Genomic DNA, 19,990 nt, shown 5'->3' with positions numbered 1-19,990 from the left:
AGAAAAACAAACAGATCTGCGAAAATCTATTGAATCTGCGGGAACATAACTTACACATCTTCTCCCGCTGATGGCGCAGATCACCGCAGAAAAACAAACAGATCTGCGAAAATCTATTGAATCTGCGGGAACATAACTTACACATCTTCTCCCGCTGATTGCGCAGATCACCGCAGAAAAACAAACAGATCTGCGAAAATCTATTAAATCTGCGGGAACATAACTTACGCATCTTGTCCCGCTGATTGCGCAGATCACCGCAGAAAACGGATGGCACATTGCGACCCCATAACATTATGCTGATCATGAAAAAGATCCTAAAATAAATTCAGGATGAAGACCGCCTATCTTATTTTAACCACATTTTACTTACTTTTGCGCTTAAATGAGTTTAAAAAAGAAATTTGCCAGAGAAAGTTTTACCATCATGAATGAATTGGTATTACCAAACGATACCAATACCTTAAATAACCTGATGGGTGGGCGTTTGCTTCACTGGATGGATATTGCAGCGGCAATTTCGGCTCAAAAACACTGTAACCGCATTGTAGTAACCGCTTCGGTTGATAACGTTTCTTTTAAACATCCCATTAAATTAGGCGATGTAATTACCATTGAGGCCAAAGTAACCAGGGCATTTAATACTTCGGTAGAGGTTCGTTTAGATGTTTGGGCAGAGAATATCCCAAGTGGTGCACGCCAGAAAAGTAACGAGGCTTATTATACCTTTGTTGCAGTTGACCAGAGTGCCCGTACCATACCTGTACCAGAACTTATCCCGGAAACGCCCGAAGAAAAGGATTTGTTTGATGGCGCTTTACGTCGCAGGCAATTACGTTTGGTTTTAGGTGGAAAAATGAATCCTGATGATGCCAGCGAACTAAAAGCACTTTTCTTTAAAGCATAATTTTTACATTAAATTCCTTTCTGCTTAGCATGATTGTTTTATTTTAGCGGTTTACCCTACGCTGAAAAATATGACAACTTATACCATTCTTATTATTTTAAGCGGATTAGTTATTTTCTCTTATCTGTTTGATTTAGTGGCAAGTAAGACCAAAATACCATCGGTTTTATTACTACTGCTTTTGGGTATTGGTTTACGTTTACTGGTCGATAACCTGAAGATACAAACCTTCAATTTTCTCTCTATCTTACCCACATTGGGTACTGTAGGGTTGATTTTGATTGTTTTTGAGGGCTCACTTGAACTTAAATACGACCGACATAAAAACAAGATTATCCGCAGTGCTTTTTTCTCTGCTTTAAGTATTTTATTGGGCACTATCGCTGTAATTACCACCATTATTTACCAGATCAGCCACCACGATTTATATACCTGTATTGCAAATGCTATTCCCTTCAGCGTAATCAGTTCGGCTATTGCCATTCCTTCGGCAGCGGCATTAAACAACCACGACAAAGAATTTGTAATTTATGAATCTTCTTTCTCCGATATTTTAGGGATTATCATCTTCAATTTTGCCATTACCAATCATTCGATCACTACATCGGCTTTTATTGGCTTAGGTTTAAGTACCTTCCTGATCCTTTTACTATCGGCCATTGCCTGTGTGGTGTTGCTGTATGTGATGGGACGATTGGTGCATCACATCAAATTCTTTTTAATTATAGCCATCCTGATACTGGTTTATGCCATTGGCCAATCCTACCACCTCTCCTCCCTGGTGTTAATTTTAAGCACGGGCCTGTTCCTGAACAATGCTGATGCCATTGAGAATGCCTGGTTCAGAAGTGTCTTTTTATACAAAAATTTAACGGCCGATTTATCCCAGCTTTATCAGTTATCAGCAGAAAGCGCCTTTATCCTCCGTACTTTTTTCTTCGTGATTTTTGGTTTTACCATGAATATAAGTAGCCTGAACGATAAAATTGTACTGGCCAATGGTTTCTTCATGCTTATATCGATTTACATCATCAGAGTGGTGTTTCTCAAAATATTCAAAAAAGAAAACCTGAGTCCGATTTTATACATTGCACCACGCGGACTCATTAGCATTTTGCTTTATTTTAACCTGCCAGATTCTTTAAAAATACCGGAGGTTGGTACACCATTTTTATTCCTGGTGGTATTGGGATCGAGTATTGTCATGACGCTGGGGATAACCTTGAGTAAAAGAAATAGTGTGGTTCATTAGTTTATTGGTTCCATAGAGCGGAAAAATAATACTTGTTGCCACAGGATAAGACTTTTTGGGAAATTAATCAATCGGTTAATCTACCCCAAACGCAATACGCCCATCGCAATACGCCCTAAGCTCTACTCCAAACGCCAAACGCCCAGCGCAATACGCCCTACTCCAACCGCCTAAGGCTTAAACTTAGCCGAAATGGTTTTTAGCTGGTGCAACTCGGCCAGTACATTTGGATTGGCCTGATAATAAATAGAATAATAACTGAGTTCGTTTAACTTATTTCCATCTGGTTTACGAAAGTTAAAACGTGCAAGATTCGGATTAATGGCATGAATAGGTAGTGCAACAGCATTTGCAAGTACCGTAAAAATGACAGAAAAAAAAGTAGCTGATACATCTTCCTTAAAGGTCGGCTCTTCCTTACCCCATTGATCAACCATTCTACCACTAGCGTCCATTTTATATTCTTCAGACCGGGTTTCACCAATTTTAATAAAACTCATCCCTTCATAGCCTTTTTTAATCGTTCTGATCTGTACGGTTTTAATTTCGCTTACCGGAACCTTGATAAATTCGCCATCATGATTCAGAATGGCATTCACTGAATCAACTTTATATAAAATGCCTTTGTATTTTCCATTTTGTGTTTTAAGAACGGCGATATAGGGTTTTATACTTTGCGCCTGTGCAATGGTAAGGGAGAGGAAAAAGAGAAGTGTAAAATAGATGGTTTTCATATGAGGTATTAAGAACTTATTTAAGTTAATACATTTTTTACTTAATTTAAAGATTTCTGTAACGGTGAGGATTAATTTATTGTATAAAATTCAATATTAATGATGTATACATTTATTTTTTTGGCTCCGGGCAAAGCCTTGCCTCGGCTCGCCGCCGCCGAAGGGCTTTTTCTTTTTGATGTCAAAAAGACCAGCGGAGCTAGCTAGAACGCAGTTAAAAAAATGAAAACAGGTGAAAAAACAAAAAACACCGGCTGAAAATTTTTCTTTCGAAGCTAGTGAGGCGGCTTTTTCAGTGGAGCCCGAAAAATTTGTTAGGCCGGATTTAAGTAGAACGGAGACATAATGCTACGGCCTAGCTATGCGGAAATGCCTAGGTACTACAAGTTACTCATCAACAGACAACTGCAAGATAACATCATTGATAGCGGAGTCGAAATGTTACAAAAAACAGCTCATTAAGGTTTATCAGTATAATAAGCTTTTGAATACTTTTCAAGTTTCTGATACTCGTTTGCAAAAAGACTCGTGTCTTTATTAATTCTGAGCATCATTTTATTGGCTAAAATCTCACAGGCCAATCCATAACCTACACCAGCTACAACCCCGGCAGATGTTATAGTCGCTAAAATAGTCAACTGCGAATCATCAGGAAGGTCGCTCAAAAATGCTGTAGAACCAATAGCGGCCCCGCAAATGGTACCGTACAACAAGCCCTGTGCAGTTGTAAAGCTATTTTTCTTCAAACGAATACTCATGATGTTTTGAGCCTTGATCACCACAGATTTTCCATGATCCATAACCGTAAGTCCTTCACTATTTATTTTCTCCAAAATTCCTTTATGGGTGCCTAAAGAATCCGTTCTTACCTTAACCTGGTAATTGATATATTCCTGCGACCTGCTTTCGCTTACAAACAGGCAGGTAACCAGAATAATGATCGTAGCGATTATTTTAAACTTCATGTTGAGTGCGTTAATATTAAATTGTTAATTGAAAACTGTTAATTGTTAATTGAAAACTGTTAATTGCTAACTGAAAACTGCAAACTGATCAGCTTCCCATTTCCAGAATCTTATCAAATTCTGCTGCTTTTAAGGGCATAACTGATAACCGTCCTTGTCTAACCAACGAAATATCGGTTAAACTAGGTTCAGCCTTAATTTGTTCGAGTGAAACCGGGTTTTTCAGCGTTTCTACAGGAGATAAATCAACCACTACCCAGTTGGCATCATCAGTGGTAGGATCCTGATAAAACTCTTTCACCACTTTTGCAATACCCACCACATTTTTGCCTTCGTTACTGTGGTAAAAAAGCACCAAATCACCCTCTTTCATCGCTTTTAGGTTATTCCGTGCCTGATAATTACGAACGCCATCCCAAAAGGTACGACCATCTTTGTTAAACTTTTCCCAACTGTATTTAAAAGGCTCTGATTTTACTAACCAATATTGCATATTTATATTTATTTAAAGTACTTCAAAGGCGGTTTTTCATTCAATCGTTGACAAAACCGTTGACAAAATATCCGCCTATTTCGTTATATTTGAATAACCAAATATTAAATCTATGAAAACCAAAACTGCTAACAGGTCAGAGAATATTTTCATAAAGGAATGGAACGGTACGGATTTTAATCTTTCTATTCCCACAAAAATAACAAACTCAAACAAACCTTTCATATATTTTTACTGGCCTAACAAATTAAAAGGGGGAAATCTCGACCGAGCACGAAAAGGTGGTGTAGGCGGAATAAATGATACTCGTTTAAAGATAAAGAAAAACGCCCAATTTGCCGTTGACGCCATTACACAATTATTGAGTAAAGGTTGGGACCCGTTTACAAACGAATTTGTTCAGGCAGGTATCAGCATAGATTTAAATGCTTTATCTCCTATCGTAAAATGCTGTAATCACTGGATCAAACATAGAGAAGAACGCTTTGAAGATAAAATGATAGGGAAAACAGCGATCAAAAACAATAAAATAGTTATTGAGCACCTCAAGGATTGGCTTACAAAACATAATTATTTATCCCGGAAAATCGGCAGCTTCACTTCAATAGATATCGACAATTTTTTTGGCTTTAAAACCAAACAGCGTAAGTGGGGGAAAGTAACCTACAATACCTATCGATCAGATTTGAGCACGTTTTTCTCCTACCTGAAGAAATATAAGGTGATTTCTGAAAACCCCGTGGATGACGCGATAAAAAAGTCCACGCACAAAGATAGTTCAAGGTTTATAATTTACGAAGAAGAAGAATTACAAAACATGGAACTCTTGCTCAGGGATGACCCTGCTTATTTCGGGCTTTACGTGGCCTCAAAAATGCTATATTCATACAATATTCGTCCCATTGAAATGACCAGGCTTCAGATCCATGACATAAATTGGAAAAGAAGAATTATCACTCTACCTGCCAACAAAACAAAAAATGATCAGGAAGCAATTTTTGAGTTGAATGAGGAAATGTCCGAACTCTTAAATAAGCTGATACTAAATAAGCCAGAGGCCTACTTTGTTTTTGGCCACAGGTGCAAACCAAGTTCAGAACCGGTAAATGAGCAATACTTTGGGCAAAAATTCAGGGCTTTCAGAACCAAATACAAACTTAGCAAGCATCTGAAATTTTATGCTTTGAAACACAGTTCGAACTTCTATGATCTAGAAGATGGAGCTTCTTTCTATTCTATTATGGAGAAAAACCGACACGCCTCTTTACAGATTACTACTGCATACATAAAACAACGATTACAAAAACGGATTATCCAGCCCACTAAAAACCGAAGATTTTAAGAGTATTAGCTTTAACAAAAATTGATCGTTATTTGAAATAATTGGATTTAATCTTGAATTCTTTTATTGCTTTCTTGACATAGCAACTGAAAATTTAAACATTTGAGCTACGATAGAGAGAAACAACGTTAAATTGACCAACTTTGGTGCCCCATATTGAAGAATACTATTAAAATCTATTTCTTTGGCAGGGCAGTAACTCCAGAAATATTCAATAACGGCAATCCTTGAATCAGAAGCTGATACTAAGACTATTCTTTTACCAAAATTAGCTTACCGTGATCGCCATTGCACTTATAAATAAAGGGTTTGTTCTTTTCTTTAAGAAGAGTAATTATTTTAGGCCAGATATTCAAGATAATTAAAGAAAGATCAAAAAAATCATAGTATTTATCCTTGGGAAATTTTAGTGCGATCACCCTGAAACCATTTTCAAAAAGAATTTCTGTAACTGGCTCAACCCCTTTTCTATGTTTATCTACCCTAAATAAGATCGGATTAACCAACTCCTGATCATTAACTGCGCTATCGTAAAAGGAAACCTTACATAATGCGGAAGAATCCAGTTGCTGGATGAGTTTTATTGCCTCAACAAGGTTTTTAGGATAATGTCTGTCAAAAAGAATATCCATATTAATTCATGTAAGCTACAGCCGCCATTACCTCTTCTTGAGTCAAATCATATTGCTCTTTTAAAATATCAAGGGACCCAGGATTATGTTTATAACTTGAGGCTACTATATCAACAGGAACTTCCTTATTGACAATAACCGGTTTACCCAATCCAATTTTTGGATCAATAACAACCATATTGTTACCACGGGACGGCATCATTTTTTCAGCAATATCATTATTAAAGATAATGTCTCTAAAAAATAAAGCAATCAAATCGATATTAATTTGGCTTGTCCCATCCAGAGTCACTTTAACACCATCATCAAACTCCCAGACGATATCATTACCTGAAACCTTTAGACTTTTATTGACATTGTTTGTTGCAAAGGGATATATCTTTCCGGTTTTTGTACTCAAATCAGCTCTGGCCTTCAGGATCCTTTTGAGAGAGATGCCATTATCTCGCAAAGTACCAATTACCACCAATTCGATCAGACCATGAAAACTAATTCTGGTTTCACCAGTTGAGGACGTCTTATTGCCCACACCCTCATAATGGGCTTTTTCAAGCTCTTTAAACCATGAGGTCACCTTTTGCGAAGAAAATCTTGTTATCATAGCAGTTTCCCAGATGCTATAAATCCCTTGATGGAGACTCAAATCTATCATTTCTGTTTTAATCTTTAATACTGGTAAAGCAATATTATGAAAATTATCATAAGCTTGCTCAATAAATTTTTTGGTCCGGTATTCACCATAATTTCGATTTTCCCTGTCCTTTAGCACTCTGAAAGTCTCTCCGGGAAAATCAGCTCCATAAACATCCTGAGGATCAACAACATACTTCAACTCTCGCTGCGACAAGCCGTATATTTTGGCATAGATTACATCAATTTCAGCTTTGAGAACAGCTCTTCTCTGCTCATTCCAAATAAAAGGTGGTAAAGGACAACCGTTAATAAGGGATTCATTCTCTTCTGACATTAGCTTCTGATCACCAAACGATCTGTTATCCTCCCATTGCTGTTCAACTTTTTCCTTAAGCTCCTTTCCAGCATCTCGCCAAAAATCATCAGCGAAGCCCTTAATATCCCACGCGGTGTAGATAAGTTCCATACATCTTGGGGCAATATAATAAAGATCTTCAGGGGAATATAAATGTGGTGGGATAACTGGGGTTTGCTTTAATAAGCCCCAATTAAAATGCAAACCACTAACTTTTTGACGAACAAAATAATCATACACTATGGAATTTAAATTAGCGACCAATAAATACCCAGGCAAAGATTTTTCGAAACCGATACCCGGAGAGGATCTCGAGGCCAAGACTTTAGGCACAGCCGAAGCCACTGAAGTCCGTTCGTTTGTTGCATTGGTCACATCTCTCCACAAAACAAAATAATTTGAATCATAGTCCTTGTACTTAGAAAAAAGCAACTCTTTGAGTTCTGCTTTGGCATAATAACGCACAGCGATTTGTGAATCAGGATTCATCTTTTCTTCTACTGACAGTTGTAACGAAGTACCGTTTTCAATTGCCAGATTAGTTTGATCTTTGAAGGTAGAAAAACGATGATCCATTTGCCAAAACAATTTAGCCTCGTAGATTGGCACCTGATAAACATTAGTATCCCGAAGATGAACCATTTCAATTTCATTCTGATGGTCACCTAAATCTACCAACCGAATGTAATAAGCACCCCAGGGATTTTGTTTTTCAACATCATTTATAAACACACCCATCCGGTTGTAAACCGCTTTTGATAATTCAGCATCAACACTGGTTCTAAATACAGGACAAGTTTTGGTATTGGGATTTAGCCTGAAAAAATCAGTTTTATCAAGGTTAAATATTCTGAGTTTATCTTTTAAATGACTTATTTTGGTAAGAAAGAACCCAAAGTTTATTTTCTGTTTACCGATATCTGTTCCAGCAAGGGTCAGCAAACAGAACTTGTACATTCGGTGTACACTCGGAAAAATTGCCTCTTTGTTTTCAAAATCAAATAAGCTCACCAGACAGTTCTGCTCAACCATTTCTGAAAAGAAGGCTTTATTACTGTCATCGGTAGCAATTCCTGTTGGCACTATAATCCCCACTCTTCCACTTTCATGAATTAATGAGCGGGCGAGCTCTGAGAAAACAGAATAGGTGTTGATATCACCTACGGCAGTTAAGTTATAACGACCACTGAAACGTAAAAATTTACCCACGCTCTCAGAATCGTGTACAGCTCCCTCAAAAGCTTTAAAAAGAGTGGGGTTTAATTCCTTCAATTCTTTAATCATTCTTGTTCTCGCTGAACCGTTGGCTGCATTAGCAATTGCACTATCACGTGTAGCAAAATACTCCTCTTTCTGCAATTTAATACGTTCCCAAGGCGGATTTCCGAGTATGACATCAAAACCACCATTTTCGAACACATCCGGAAACTCTAAAGGCCAGTGAAAGAATTTATGCTGGGCAGATAACTCTGTAGCCATTTTTAAGGTAGATTCATCAATGCCTTGGGGATTCCTTAAAAAATCCAGTAAGGACTCGCTCAAAGGAGCAGCAAGCTTGTTTTCCTGTGTGTAGTTAAAAAAGAAAGCAGCCGTCCAGATATCACAGGCAAGGCGATCTTTTTCCCAGGTAGAATTACTACGCAGTGAATAAAATAAGTTTTTCACCAAACGCACTGCCGCCACATCGTCCTGATCAATATCTTCTAGATCATGAAATTCATTACTAAAATTATGATACTCCTCTACAACATTTGCTTTACCAAATAAATCATATTGCTGCATCTTTTTGAAAGATGCATTTGCTTTCTTTAGTTCCCTGCAAACCTCTTTATCATCGCCAGTAACAAAAGCAAAAGCCTCATCTGGAATTCCTTTGGAAAGAACCGAGAAATCTTTTACACCTACCAGGCTGTTACCATTCCGAATCTTATGGTCTAAAAAGCTCAAAGGTTTCCCACAGTTGTGCCCTTCAAGCCAAAGTGCAAGTTTACACAGCTCAACAGCATCAGGATTCATATCGACCCCATATACACAATGCTGTATCGCATCCCTAAGACATTTTTGGTATACCGGTTTTGAGGGATTCTCATCACCACTATGTAGTCTCGCCATATACCAGGCTATAGTTCTGGCTGCAGCTAATAGCATATGACCACTACCAACGGCGCTATCACAGACCTTTAAAGCTAATAATGCTTCAATTTTCGCCTCTTTATTCTGAGCTGTATTTATTTTTTTTTCAATGACAGGAATTAAAGCGGAATTGATGAGCTCATTAACCAGTTCAGGCCTGGTGTAATATGAGCCGGTAGTTTTTCTATCCGTTCCCCCAAGGAATTTAAAAAAAATGTTAGCTGGATTAGCAGCATCCAGATTCTCTACTACAGGATGGAGTTCTAGCAAACCCTCGTAAACTGAACCAAGTTCTTCAACATCTAAAGACCTGTAGTTTATGCTCACTAAAAAATCATTCTCATCTCTAAACTCGTTCAGATTACTTATACATTCTAATAGTAGTTTGTTGTTAATTGAACTGCCCTGTAGCATGGCAATACCTTCACTATTAAAAAGGTCCCCGTCGAGCGGAAGAATACCGAGCGTCATCCCGTTGCCTTCTCCCTCAAAAAGCCTAAAAGTGTTAACAAGTCCTTGCCAAAGATCCTGGTACTGCGTTTCATAAGCATGACGCTTTTCTGAAAATTCCCGAATTCTGGCGATACTATAAAATTGCCAGTAAATATCTTTTAATCTTAGTGTTTTTTCAGATTTATCCTCTGCATCAAATACCAATCCACGCTCTTCGGTGACCATTAAAAATAGCAAGCGATAAATCACCCTTAAGAGCTGGCGATAATAATCTGCCGCAGTAAAACGGTTAAATAACAATGCTTCCCGTAATTGCTCGTTGTCGGGATGCTTTAAAAAGCCATGACCAAGCGCTTCAAGTGATTTTTTTACGGCTTTGCTCAACCCATTTCTAATCCTGTTACCCGTTTCAATACTTTCAAGAAAATATGACTGCAATAAACATTGATCTGCATCCTGTTTATACACTGGAAATCTTGAGGCGTGTATAAGCCTGTAAAGCAACGTAAATTCACTATACTTATCCTCCTCGAGCATGCGCCTAAGATCAAATTCCACATAAGTCAATTTAATCAAATGCCCTGTATCTCGCATTAATCTGACATACAATCCGTTGGCAGCAATACCAAACAGATGTTCCGTAACATTCAAATACTCCTGCATGGTTCCGTGAGGGGAATACCTGGAGGTGCCGCCACTGGTTTTAATATCAAGGGTACTTTTATTGGGGTTTGCAGGCTCTGTAAAACCAACAATATGCACAGGCAGGCCATCTAGGTTTTCGGCTGTATGGCTAATGAAATAATTTTGACCATTGTCTCCAACTAAAGACATTCGCTGATCACGCAATTCAAAGCCTAGTGAATCAAAAAAATTCCTCATCCACTTTCTAGTCAAAGTAGTCCCATAGGGATCACTATCCGGTAATTTTTGCGATTTGGCCTGAAATTGTGCCCAGTCAAGTTTTATCCTACTCCAGGCATATTCAATCTCACTTCTAAGGTTGCTTCCACCGTCAATTTTAAAATCTACCTGAGCCTGACCGTGAATATCTGCAGATTCAATCTTTTTAAGGACATCTTCAGAAAGAAGATTGCCGTGTACGTTAATGCTAGAATAATTCATTCAGTTTCAATCCTCAAATCTACCAATATTGTTATAATATTTATGCTCATTTGCTGATTTCTGGTAAAAGCACATATACCCCAAGAACATCCATAGGAAGAACCGGTTCAACGACTTTATATTTACTCCCACTCACCAGCTTTCTGAATTTAGCATGGCTTTCTACAAGTTTATTTGCGCGCTGAAGTGCAACCCCATCAGTCCTGGCCCTGAAAGCTTCTTCATTACTCATCCAATTCACCTCCTCCTCCAACCAGTAAAGCTGTTCGGCCAAAGCCATATTTTGCGTAGCTTTTGCATTCATCAGTAAAACGAGAGCATCATCTTTATCGAAGTATTTTCCGGCCTCAATGCTTCCTTTATATCCCCAAAGCCACATTTCCTCTGCAACAATCTGTTTGGCTGAAGGCTGTTCCATGATCACATTACGGACCCTAAACTGAAAAAGTACTGTTCGCTCAGCCACTGCGGAGGTTATGATAACCGCTGTTCGAGAAGCGCGATTAGTTTGTGAACCATTTAAAGCATCGTGGATAATCACCTGTGCAATCGCTTCAGTTAAGGGATGATTTCTTCCAATATATAAATAGCCGAAAGGTGTTGGAGAAAGAAAACAAATTTTAATTAAAATTTTGTCGGGGACTAACAACCTGAGGCGAATGGGTAAATTTGTGGTATGCAAATTATAGCCATCGTTAACCACATCCAACTGCACGCCCATAAATCTTAATGCCTCTACAACGAAAGATTCCACAGCTTTAACATCACCAATGGCCTCATCAACATCTTTTAGATCCTGTTCAATTTCAGAAGCAGCAATGCTGTTCTGTGCAAAGATACTTCTGGATAGCATCTCTCTTTTTTCAGCCTCCTCAAAAGCCTTTGCTACTTTATTTTTTTCGGCGGTAATCTCATCAGCCTCAAAAATCGAAAGTTGGTGAGACAATTGCTTAATTTTTACCTGGGGTTTAAGTAAAATGGCATTAGTCACCGCCTCCATCACCGATGCGCTATTTTCTGGGAAGGGAATAGAAATCCCTGTTTCCTTTCTAATTTCTTTTGCCTTTCTCAATAGCACGTCAAGAACCACCCCATCAATAGGATTATTACTCCCATAAAGTAAAATAACCTCAACCATCGAAGCTCTTTGGCCAAAACGGTCGATACGACCTTCTCGCTGCTCCAACCGGTTCGGATTCCATGGAAGATCATAATGTAAAAGACAATTGAAACCATCCTGGAGGTTAATTCCCTCACTTAAACAGTCTGTAGCAATAAGCAAACGATTTGTTGCAACATTCATTTCCGCAATCTTTTCTCTTCTCATTTCATCGTTGAGCTCACTAGTCACTATCTCAATTTGCAATCCCTTATAGTTCTTACCTTTGAAATATTCCTTACAAATTTTACCCAAATAATTAGCAGTTTGAATGTATCGACAAAAAATAATCGGATTCAAGCCATTTTGTAAGAGCTGTTTTACCTGCGCTACAGCTTCCCTAGCCTTGGAATCACCTTCCAAAGTAGATAATTCAAGAAGACGTTTAGCATAACGCATCAATTTTCTAGATTCCGGATCACTCACCTCAAAAACACTATTTAACTGCAATGGCAAATTATCATCTTGACTAAAATCTGTATCTAATACATTTTCACTTCCCTCCGGATAATCAATAAACTCATCAAGCGCTTCGCTTAACTGCCGCTTACGTGCCTTTTTCTCAAGCATGGATATACCTGCAGCCGGACTGCTCATCACACCACGCAAAAGGGAAAGAGCATCCCAGTAACTGTATCGCTGTTTTCTCGAATCGGCGGCATTGGATAAAACAAGCTCCCTAGCGTAAGATAAGATATCATTAAACACCTCGCCATAAGCCTGCCCAATCTGGTAATCCTTATCAACAGATAATCTTTGTGGAAAAACTGTTCTTTCATCCATCCACTGGAGTACATCACTGCGTCTACGCTGAATAAAACAACTAGCCAGTTCCTTTTTCATCGCTGGATCGGAATCAACAATGCTGTGCCTTTCGAACTCCGATTTAAGTAAACCTAGAAGAGACTGAAACTCCACTTGTTTCCCGCTGTGAGGGGTAGCGGTAAGCAGCACCAGATGTTGATCCACTTTGGAGGCAAGATCATGTAATAAATGGTAGCGCAGTTGCTGCGACTGATTAGCGCCGGCAGGCTTTGCACAGGAGTGCGCCTCATCTACTATTATAAATTCTGGGCAATGATCTATAAACACTTGACGCTTATTTCCAGCCTTTATGTAATCGATAGATATAATCTGAAATGGGAAAGCCCGGAAAATATTTTCATGCGCTCTAAGTTGCCTGTCTAATGCACTAACTGTTCCGGAACGGATAATAACAGCTTGAATTCCAAACTTTGATTTCAACTCATCCTGCCACTGATCACATAGATGCGGCAGGCAAAGCACCGCAAAACCTTTGATTTCTTTACGTTCATAAAGTTCTCTTGCAATTAAAAGCGCTTCAATTGTTTTACCAATACCTACATCATCAGCAATTAGCAGCCTAGTGAGCTTCTGTCTCAAGGCCATGATTAATGGCACCATCTGATATGATCTTGGCCTGAAAGACAATTTACCTAAGGATCGAAATGGTCCGGCAGCATTCCTGAAAGAAAGACGGGAAGCATTATAAAGAAGCTTTGCCGAAGAAAAGTCACCTAAATCAGCACCTGATGGTTTAACAAAATTGTAGGACACAGGCACGTCACTTTGGTTAGCCAAAGGCTTATAAATTCCCGTAATTTCATCATCAGTTCCTCCCAAAGGCTTGACCAAAAATACATCACTATCTTCAGATGGCATTACTATCCATGGGCGGTTTCTCAGCCTAACCAGACTTCCCGGTTTAAAATCAAAAATCATCTCTAAATATCGTTTTATTTTGAATGTATCTTGCCAAATCCTCCTTCGTACAATTACCTATAGCAATGCACATCAATTCAGGATAGATCTCATCATCACTCGCGGTTAATTCATAGCCATTAATTCTCAGGAAAGTATAAAGACTTAAAAAGCCTACTCGTTTATTTCCATCGGAAAAAGGTTGATTCTGGGAAATATGAAAAAAATAAGCAGCAGCCATCATAAAAACATTTTCATGTAAATAAATACCGTCAAAAGTTGCTTGAGGTTGTGCGATCGCCGATAAAAATAATGCTTCATTATTTAGTTCCGCTTCTCCTCCTTCATCGCGAATAATATTAGCATGAAGCTGAAGAATTTGTTCAGCGGTCAAGAAGATCGGCTCCCTCATTGTCCCAGCTTTTTCAAAGTCTGTGAATATTTGGATTTTGCCTCCAGATATATTTCATTGAGATCAAGGGCTTTTTGGGGCGATGGTGCATGTACGATTTTGAAAATATCTGGACGTCTTGCAACAAAAGCAGCTAAATCGTCGTCATAGCGCCAAACCAATACCTGATAGCCTGCCTGTTTTAATGTTTCCCTTTTCAGCTTATCGTCATTAACGACAACACTGTTATCATGAGGTGTTCCATCGCAAAAAATAAGTACGTTAGGATGGTACATAAAATCAGGACGGACAAACATATCCTTAACCAAGGGTTGTGCTTGATCGGGTAATTTAAGGCCCTTGTTAAAGAGAAACCTCAAGAAGCGCTGTTCCGTTACACTATTCTCATCAGCACTCTTAGCTAAAAAATTATATTGTTGTTCATAATTGTCAAATAGGTTATTTGAGAGTATTTCCAAATTGGTTTTTTTTAACAGCGATAAACCGTCCCGAATGAGGTTTCTATCGATCTGACTATGATATGACTGGTTAAAATAACTTAAAAGATCATCATAAGTTGCCGGAGTAAGCTCACCTTCCTGTTCTAGGTCATTTTTGAAGAAACACAAACGATAAGCTTCATCAATTAAATTATTGAAAACCCTAGGGTTATCAATAATTTGGGACAGCACACCCAAACTACCTTCAGCTGACTCATAAATTAGAATATTAGGTGCATTGATGTCCCCCATAACCGTAGCCCCGATTTCGTTCGCTTCTACTTGAAAATATCGTTCAATTGCACCCTTTAGTGCATACATAAAAGTGATCACCCCATTGCCCTCACCTTTCAGGCCCAGAGCTAGAACAGGTTGCAAATAAATTGCATTCGCGGTATCTGAGGTAAAAAGCTTGACATTTTTAACTTCATCCAAATGCGCATGTTCCTCCTGTTGCTTTTTATTCTGCCAATAACCATTTTGCAAATTAATTGTAAAACCATTATCTCTAGACGCTCGCCACTTCAAGTTCAATTTAAAGATCCTACAGGCAGGAATATAATGGACATGCAATAAATCCTCTCCACCAATCTTAACGAGTCCTTTTATGGTATTTTCAAAACCACCATCCACTGAAAAATAAGTTTGAATGTCATAACCTTTGCGTGTGCGCTCTTCTTCCTGGCAGGTAATTCGCTGCATTTCGTAGGCACGTGTCTCACCCATTTCAATTAATGTCGTGTGAACATCCTTGTTCGCATCCAGCACAAGAGGCTCATTTACAATAGGATCTACTTCATAACCATATTGATCATTATAAAGAAAATATCCAGATTTCGGTGCGATTTTGGCTTTTTGTAATTTCAGTTCCGATTCAGAAAGTAAAATCCTGTCGATACGATACTTTGCGCCATCATGGTAAATAACATTTCTAGGACCAAATTCACTCAACGCTACAAATTTTGGTCTGGAAATAAATTCACCTCCCTGATCCTCGTTTTCCATGAAAGACCTGATTGGCAAACGTGTAAAATTGTAGCCAGGTAAAAAACCCTCGGCTGCAAGGTATCTGTAAGGATAGAACTCTGATTGATCCGTAATCGAATTACCTGTTTTATTTAATAGTAGATCACGTTGTCTCTCGCCTTGACGCAAACTTCTGTAAGCCTCTTTTTTCTTCTGGTGATCATCAGCATACACCCTATTCTCAATAATATTTGTGGCCTCCTTAATTTGACCTTGAGCAGTACGATAGAGTATTCGCCAGCGGTTAAGAGCAGCATCCAAAGCCAGTTCAAACCCATCTATGTTCTGCAAAATCCATGAATCGGTAAACCATGCGGGTTTTCTTTTTTCAACTTCATGAACAAAATAGCTATCGGCAACTACCTTTTTAAAAGTTGAGAGAATATCCTGTTTCTCTAATGAAGTGAGTTTGATTGATTCAAGGATCTCATCCTTCATTGGTAAAATCTCAACATTTGATGTATCCACAATATCACCAATAGATAATTTTAAATCACTTAATGCATGTCTGGTTAATACTGAGGCGTAGAGATGACTCTTTAGTAAATCCTGGTTTAGCAAATCTATACGCGGGGCCGTAACTTTACCTGCGACCATATCTGCCGCATGCTTGAAATAGTGCCTATCATGTGCACTAAAATTAGAGCAATACACCATCACTAATGCTGCCTGACCGCTCCGTCCGGCCCGTCCGCTGCGCTGTGCATAATTTGCAGGCGATGGAGGCACGTTCCTCATATGAACAATGGAAAGGTCAGCTATATCAATTCCTAGTTCCATCGTAGGTGAACAGAATAACGCTGATATCTCACCAGACCGAAATTCTCTTTCTCGCAATTTTCTTTTTTCATTGGAAATCTGCCCGGTATGTTCTCTGCCCTCAATTGGCTTTAAATTATGGAAATCAGTTCTATAAAAACGCTGAAAATACTGGTTAGGCTTGAGCATTATTGGTTTATAGGAACGTACACGCACTAGATCCTGAGCAAGAGATTTCCCATCCCCGGCTTGCCATAAAATCATATCTGCTTTGAGCTGATAAACATTTACCATGTTTCCATTTTCAGCCTTAAGTTTCTTCGAAGAAAGCCAGCCTCCCTGAATGCTTAAGAAATCAAACAGGTTGTAAACCAATTCATCATAATCTGCTCGTTTGGGTAACTTAATTTCATGTGCATTTGCAGTCCTCTTGATATACCTGGCTAGCAAACTCTGTGCACCCCCACTTTCTGAGGCATGCCCCCTTGATGTGGAGCTGAGTTTCTCCAAACGTATAAAGACTGGAAGGTCCAGCCTTTCATTATCATCCAGAGTCCATGGCGCACGCAATTTTTCCTTTATTCTTTTTGCATTCTGAACTATTACCCCAGCATCCAGCATTGAAAAGCTTAGAGCATACGCTTTTCTAAAAAAGTCAAATAGTTGGGTCAAAAATTCCTCGCGCTCTTCAGCCGACATTGATGCCAAAAGTTTATTACTTTGCCATAAGCTATTATCAGCAGCAGATTCATTGACATACTTGTAGCCAATTTTCAGCAAACCACACTGTTCAAGATTCGGCAACACAACACGCCAGCTCCTTTTGAGATCCTGCAAGACCCGATAGGTTATAAAATCTTTAAAAGCATCCTCATTTTCCTTCTTTGGACCAGGAAAATCGGCCGGATATTTAGCAAACTGATACTGGGATATACTCAAAGCATCAAAAATGCGCTCAGCGATATTCGTATAGTCCAACACATTATACCTATTTAAAGCCTCTGCAATGGCCGAGCGCAGCTGTCCGACCTTAATAAAATCATTAAAATGACCGGCCTGAAGAGAAGCATCCTGGCGATTATCAGTAAAACTCAATAATTTCTGCTGTCTTGCGGGCTCATCAAATGCTTTGAGTTGTAATATCGTTTCAAAAGAAAGTACCGTGGTTGCCGTACTTCGCCCCTCTCCACCCAACTTCATCACCTTCATATATTCTCCAGACTGGGATTCATATATTATTCCTGATGAAGGGTCCAGCATTAAGGGAGCAGGAATAAACCACCCTTCAAAACCAAGATTTTCATTTGAGGAAAAGTTACCCTGTTTATCAAAGAATATTCTCTTAGGCAATCTTTTTTCTCTGTCAGATTTCAATCTAGCTAAACCATCCTTACGGACAGGTTGAAACCATGACTCTGGAAGATCATTACTATCCCGTTCTAAGTCCCAAATCAGTTCATCATCATCCTCATGCTGAATAAACAAATAGCCTTCCTCCGAACTGCCTTCGCTCTCCTCATCAAAGACATCATAAAATTCATTAGGTTGAATCTTTTGCACCGATTTTTCTAGCCTGACACAATAAAACTCATGCCCGGAAGAGCGACTAAAAACCAAAGGAAAAACCTTAACATCTTTATTTTCTGCATATAGTCCAGCATCCATAAAAAATTTCCTTGATTGCTGATCACCCAGTGTGCTGTAAACGGAGCCTGTTTGTGCAATGAACTGGTGAATGCGATAAGGTAAATAGTTTTTTCTTTTTTCAGCACCTTGATTTGAATTCAATAGGTTTGCCCACTCCAAGAGTTCTTCCAAATGCTTTAAAGTTTTACTTGGAGGTAAATCAGTTACTTCGGCTAGTAAGCTACTGATGGCCGCAATCGTTGTAGGTTTCCGGCGCACATACCTTTCTTCTTTCTGTAACAATGCAATATTCTCTTCAATCCAAATTGCTGTCGGATGTACTTCAAAATATTCACCTCCCTTTGCAAAATCAATTTTGGCAATAGCAGCCTCTTTGAGTTCTTTAGAGTTAGGTACTATACCTGAAATACTCCTTATTAAATATTCATTTACAATTTGTTCAACAGAAATAGCTGATCCAAAAATAGTAGTAGCTACATTTGCGACTGCTTGCTTTTGTTCATAAAGCGAAATGGCATCATCAGAAACCATTGTTGCTGATGTGCCGATGCATATTATCCTATCTTGTGTGGCAGCTGATTTAATTCTTCTAATCAGTACCGAAACATCAGAGCCCTGACGTCCTCGGTAGGTGTGAAGTTCATCAAAAACCAAGTATTTCATGTTGGCAAGTATATTTCCCCTGATTTCAGAATCCTTCCCCCCCCTTGTCATCATCAACTCTAACATCATGTAGTTAGTTAACAGAATATGAGGTGGATTTTTCCGTATCTCATCACGTTCTGTCTCGTCCTCTTGACCTGTATACTGTTTGTAACGAATAGGAAAACGAACCGGCGTGAGTTCCTGCAACTCTTTAATAATATCTTCAGGCCGCTTTCCATCCTTATTTATTTTTTCGTACACATTTCCCTCAAGATAACTGATTTCAAACTTTTGAAGTTCCTGAAACTGTGAGTTAATAAGTGCATTCATAGGATAAACAACGATACCCTGGACCCGTCCGTCTACTGTCCTTTCCATGTTTAATACATGATTGAATATCGTCGCGATATACGTTAGAGACTTTCCTGAACCTGTGCCAGAAGTCACTACAAACTCTTTGTCTTCAACGCCTAACAGAATAGCTTCCTGCTGGTGACGATGTAGCCGATAGCCTTTGAAGATGTCTTTCATTTTCTGGTGAATCCGTCCTTGAACAACCAGTTCTTCAAGTTCAACACCAGGCTCAAACGTAGGATTAAATTGAATCAAAGGCTCGGGCCAAAGCTTGCCACTGCTAATTTCCCCCTCAACAAATGTATTAAGATCTTTATCTTTAATGTTTAAAAAACTCTGAATGTAATCTTTATAATTACCTATTAGTTTTTTATGAAAATTTAGAATATCCATGTATGGTACTTGTCCAGCGTGAGCGTTGTCATCTTGTTAAAAAGAAAATACGACCAATACCCAGATAACAACCGGGATTTTTAGCCTAATTTCAAATATATAAATTTAAACATTAAACCGGAGAAGGTTAAAAAGTAATTATACTTTACTATCCGATTTTAACCTCCGAAAATTTTCAGTGGTAAGACTCAAAAAATAGTCAAAACGAATCTTTGCTAGCCTAATTTATTCTTTTCTGGCGAGCAATCTTTTAGCCCAGGAGGAACATTGTTGAGCAATAACAAGCTTGTTGTTGTGTATTTCAGTGAAAGTGACCCCTCTGTTTCGGGCCAAACTGGCCACCAATTTGGTTACCGGATCATGCACATCT

11 protein-coding genes are annotated in these 19,990 nt (G+C 38.7%); 3 read left to right on the top strand and 8 right to left on the bottom strand.

What is annotated here, in order from left to right; genetic code table 11:
- Window positions 1-385 precede the first annotated feature (385 nt).
- The gene (locus tag AC07YT_RS24550; RefSeq protein WP_086547263.1) at window positions 386-907 is read left to right on the top strand and encodes an acyl-CoA thioesterase; all 522 of its coding nucleotides are present in this window, start codon (window positions 386-388) and stop codon (window positions 905-907) included.
- A gap of 70 nt (window positions 908-977) precedes the next feature.
- Entirely contained in the window at window positions 978-2,159 is a 1,182-nt protein-coding gene (locus AC07YT_RS24545) for a cation:proton antiporter (protein WP_086547264.1), read from the top strand.
- A gap of 170 nt (window positions 2,160-2,329) precedes the next feature.
- Here AC07YT_RS24545 and AC07YT_RS24540 read toward each other — a convergent pair whose 3' ends face one another.
- The 3 genes from AC07YT_RS24540 to AC07YT_RS24530 all read right to left on the bottom strand — a co-directional run bounded on the left by AC07YT_RS24540 (window position 2,330) and on the right by AC07YT_RS24530 (window position 4,351).
- The gene (locus AC07YT_RS24540) at window positions 2,330-2,893 is read right to left on the bottom strand and encodes a hypothetical protein (RefSeq protein ID WP_086547265.1); all 564 of its coding nucleotides are present in this window, start codon (window positions 2,891-2,893) and stop codon (window positions 2,330-2,332) included.
- Between the two features lie 458 nt (window positions 2,894-3,351).
- Window positions 3,352-3,858: a hypothetical protein gene (locus tag AC07YT_RS24535; RefSeq protein ID WP_086547266.1), complete on the bottom strand. Its 507-nt coding sequence runs from the start codon at window positions 3,856-3,858 to the stop codon at window positions 3,352-3,354.
- A gap of 88 nt (window positions 3,859-3,946) precedes the next feature.
- Complete coding sequence (locus tag AC07YT_RS24530) at window positions 3,947-4,351, bottom strand: EVE domain-containing protein (RefSeq protein WP_086547267.1); 405 nt, start codon at window positions 4,349-4,351, stop codon at window positions 3,947-3,949.
- Between the two features lie 112 nt (window positions 4,352-4,463).
- Between AC07YT_RS24530 and AC07YT_RS24525 the strand changes: the two genes are divergently transcribed.
- Window positions 4,464-5,693, top strand: coding sequence for a tyrosine-type recombinase/integrase (locus tag AC07YT_RS24525; protein ID WP_086547268.1), 1,230 nt, complete (start codon window positions 4,464-4,466; stop codon window positions 5,691-5,693).
- Window positions 5,694-5,944: 251 nt separating this feature from the next.
- Here AC07YT_RS24525 and AC07YT_RS24520 read toward each other — a convergent pair whose 3' ends face one another.
- Genes AC07YT_RS24520 through AC07YT_RS24500 form a run of 5 tightly spaced genes read right to left on the bottom strand, consistent with a single transcriptional unit; the run spans window position 5,945 to window position 19,620 of the window.
- Window positions 5,945-6,325 carry a hypothetical protein gene (locus AC07YT_RS24520; protein ID WP_086547269.1) on the bottom strand — a complete coding sequence of 127 codons (381 nt, stop codon included), beginning with the start codon at window positions 6,323-6,325 and terminating at the stop codon, window positions 5,945-5,947.
- Between the two features lies 1 nt (window position 6,326).
- On the bottom strand, window positions 6,327-11,024 hold the full coding sequence (locus AC07YT_RS24515) for a DUF433 domain-containing protein (RefSeq protein ID WP_086547270.1): 4,698 nt from the start codon (window positions 11,022-11,024) through the stop codon (window positions 6,327-6,329).
- Window positions 11,025-11,070: 46 nt separating this feature from the next.
- On the bottom strand, window positions 11,071-13,926 hold the full coding sequence (locus tag AC07YT_RS24510; protein ID WP_086547271.1) for a DUF8741 domain-containing protein: 2,856 nt from the start codon (window positions 13,924-13,926) through the stop codon (window positions 11,071-11,073).
- Complete coding sequence (locus AC07YT_RS24505) at window positions 13,916-14,317, bottom strand: type II toxin-antitoxin system death-on-curing family toxin (protein ID WP_086547272.1); 402 nt, start codon at window positions 14,315-14,317, stop codon at window positions 13,916-13,918. Before AC07YT_RS24505 ends, AC07YT_RS24510 begins: the two co-directional genes overlap by 11 nt.
- Window positions 14,314-19,620 (bottom strand): DEAD/DEAH box helicase, encoded by a 5,307-nt coding sequence (locus AC07YT_RS24500; RefSeq protein ID WP_086547273.1) that lies wholly within the window; start codon window positions 19,618-19,620, stop codon window positions 14,314-14,316. Before AC07YT_RS24500 ends, AC07YT_RS24505 begins: the two co-directional genes overlap by 4 nt.
- Window positions 19,621-19,990: the final 370 nt, after the last annotated feature.

Source organism: Pedobacter sp. GW460-11-11-14-TSB4 (assembly GCF_059423705.1).
Note: the sequence above shows the minus strand (reverse complement) of the source record. Positions and strands in the feature narration are given on the sequence as shown.